The sequence below is a fragment of the Microcystis sp. M165S2 genome, from assembly GCF_020245885.1.
GTDB lineage: Bacteria > Cyanobacteriota > Cyanobacteriia > Cyanobacteriales > Microcystaceae > Microcystis.
On sequence record NZ_JADBTZ010000170.1, the window covers coordinates 1 to 2,685 of the forward strand.

Sequence of the window (2,685 nt, forward strand, 5' to 3'; positions counted from 1 at the left end):
CTCAAAATGGACGGGTCGAAAGTGTCAGACTTAAGCAATTAAGCGTTTTTCGCTATCTGCGTCAACCCCGTTCAGCGACCACCCTAAAAAAGTGGCGTGGTGAGGAATCGCCGTCCGTTTTACGGCGGCGAGGATGTCAACTACCGATTACGGATGCCGCCCCCCTATTGGTGGCCCACTCGCGAAAACTTTATCAAGCGGAAGGTTTAACGGCAGAACAACCGCGCCTATTCCGCTCTTGGGCGCAGATTGTTGAAGCCTTTCTCGCTCGGCAGGTGAACGTTATTCACGTTCTTTTTCCCACCTCGATCTGGATTCGTTACGGGCGCAATTTCCCCGCTAAAATCGTCGCTTGGAACCATACCAACGGCTCAGCCCTCACCGTCCTTCCCGATATTGAAAATCCCAGGGAATTGGGAGGTAAAACGATCGCGGTTCCTTTCTGGTATTCGATTCATAATTTGGTCTTGCAACAACTCTTACAACGTAACGGGCTGAAAATAGTTCGCAAAGCCAAGGACGCGCCGATAGCTCCTAACGAGGTTAATCTAGTGGTTCTCCCGCCCCCGGATATGGTATCAGCCCTCGCCAATAAGAGCATCGGTGGTTATATTGTTGCTGAACCTTTCAACGCGGCGGCGGAAAATCTAAAAACCGGTAGGGTTCTCCGTTTCACCGGCGATGTCTGGAAGAATCACGCCTGTTGCGTCGTCTTTGTTCACGAGGAGGATATTAGGCAACGGAAACAATGGACGCAGAAGGTGGTAAACGCCCTCGTTAAAGCCCAACTCTGGTCACGGGGCAATCGCTCCGAAGTGGCCCGGATTCTCTCTAAAGATGGTGGAAAATATACGCCTCACCCGCTGCCAGTATTGCAACGGGCGCTTACTTACTACGATCGCAATTTCTATAAAAAAGACGGGGCGATCCAGAATCCAGACTGGCAAGTCAACCGGATTGATTTCCAGCCCTATCCTTTCCCTTCCTATAGGTCGGAACTGGTACGCTTACTAAAAACCACTCAGGTAGAAGGAAATACGGATTTTCTCCAAAAACTGCAACCCCGACAGGTGGCGCGGGATCTCGTGGATGACTCTTTTGTCCGTAATGCCTTGCAACAGGTGGGCGGACCGAAAGCTTTCGGCTTACCGAATAATCTCTCCCGCATCGAGACGATCAAATTTTAAAGGTCTGAACCCATGAAGTCACAATCTTTGACCTCCCCGCCAATATCTTTACTACCCTTATGGGGTATGGGTTTTGGATTATTGCTCTGGTGGCTATTTACCAGTCCTCTATGGCACTCAAACCCGATTTTAAATGATTTTTCCCCTGAGCGATCTTTTGTCGCTTTATTACATCTTTTTGTTCGGGGGGAGATTATGCCCCATATCCTCACCAGTTGCCGCCGGGTTCTTGTGGGCTTGGCTCTCGCTAGTGCCATCGGTTTGCCCTTGGGGGTATTAATCGGGTTGTATCGCTCCCTTGAATCGGCTTTGTCGGCCGTATTTCAATTTCTCCGCATGATCTCGCCCCTTTCTTGGATGCCTTTAGCGGTGATGGTTTTGGGAATTGGTGATCTACCTGTGTATTTTTTGCTGACGGTGGCGGCTATCTGGCCGATCCTTCTCAATACGGCTGCCGGGGTTAACGCGGTTGATCGCTCTTGGTTGACTTTAGCCCGCAGTCTCTGTGCTACCCGAGGGGAAACGGTTTTCCAGATTATTCTGCCTGCGATCATTTCCCATCTCCTAACTGGTTTCCGTTTGGCTATAGGTATTATCTGGATCGTTCTTGTCCCGGCGGAAATGCTGGGGGTTAGTGCGGGTTTGGGTTATTATATTCTCGATACACGCGATCGACTTGCTTATTCAGAGTTGATGGCAGTGATTCTCGTTATTGGCGCGATTGGTTATCTGCTCGATTGGGGGTTGCGTCTGGCTCATCGCTCTTGGACGCATCAAGATTAGCCTATTGGTTCAACTATGTGGGAAGGGGGAAGTCTCGGCGCTTTTTTTAGTTGAAAGAGCGGGCCAGACGACTAACCCCGGTGTGTAATAACTGTTCCAAGCTTTGGCGATCGCTAATGGCTTGAAGATTGATCACAAAACAGGTTAAACCCAGTCCAAAGAGGATAAAAGTGGGGGCCATAACCACACCAATCATTAACCAAGTGGCGACGTGGAGAAACATGGTGACAGCGAACAACAAAGCTAGGGAAGCAATGGGGAAGATTTGACGGGTAGGACGACCGAAATAGAGAAAAAGAACTGTTAAAACGGTGGTTACTAAGTTAGCGGGTACTAAAAAGGCACAAATCGAGATGCAATAGTTGCGGGAAAATTCAGCGAGAGTATTAAAATCTATCATCGAAAATTTGGGACTGAAACCCCGTCGTAGAACGACGGCTTTACTGTTAAATATTAGCACATTTACGAAATATAGCGTTTCTCACATCTGTGTGGCACACTTTAACCTTTGCTGATTAAGTTTTTCAGGATTGAGAATGTACCTCTTGTTAACAGGAAACGCTATATATGCTAAAATGCGAGACATGGAAAAAGCCTATTGGTTTCGATTTTACCCCACACCAGAACAAGAGTCGCTATTGCGGCGCACTTTGGGCTGTGTAAGATTAGTTTACAATAAAGCTCTCCATGTCAGAACACAAGCATGGTACGAAAG

General features: G+C 48.3%; 4 protein-coding genes. 3 read left to right on the top strand and 1 reads right to left on the bottom strand.

Features of this window, described 5'->3' with window-relative positions:
- Positions 1-56: 56 nt before the first annotated feature.
- Complete coding sequence (locus IM479_RS08820) at positions 57-1,187, top strand: ABC transporter substrate-binding protein (protein WP_287687494.1); 1,131 nt, start codon at positions 57-59, stop codon at positions 1,185-1,187.
- 12 nt (positions 1,188-1,199) lie between these two features.
- Positions 1,200-1,970 (top strand): ABC transporter permease, encoded by a 771-nt coding sequence (locus IM479_RS08825; RefSeq protein ID WP_287687492.1) that lies wholly within the window; start codon positions 1,200-1,202, stop codon positions 1,968-1,970.
- Between the two features lie 46 nt (positions 1,971-2,016).
- On the opposite strand, the gene IM479_RS08830 is transcribed toward IM479_RS08825, so the two are convergent.
- Positions 2,017-2,370, bottom strand: coding sequence for a hypothetical protein (locus IM479_RS08830; protein WP_287077949.1), 354 nt, complete (start codon positions 2,368-2,370; stop codon positions 2,017-2,019).
- Positions 2,371-2,554: 184 nt separating this feature from the next.
- On the opposite strand from IM479_RS08830, the gene IM479_RS08835 reads away from it, so the two are divergent.
- Positions 2,555-2,685, top strand: a 131-nt coding sequence (locus tag IM479_RS08835) for a helix-turn-helix domain-containing protein (RefSeq protein ID WP_287687495.1), incomplete at its 3' end; no start/stop codon positions are given.

Coding starts and splice junctions, on each gene's coding strand:
- IM479_RS08825 (WP_287687492.1), top strand. CDS start 1,200: ATGAAGTCACAATCTTTGACCTCCCCGCCAATATCTTTACTACCCTTA.
- IM479_RS08830 (WP_287077949.1), bottom strand. CDS start 2,370: ATGATAGATTTTAATACTCTCGCTGAATTTTCCCGCAACTATTGCATC.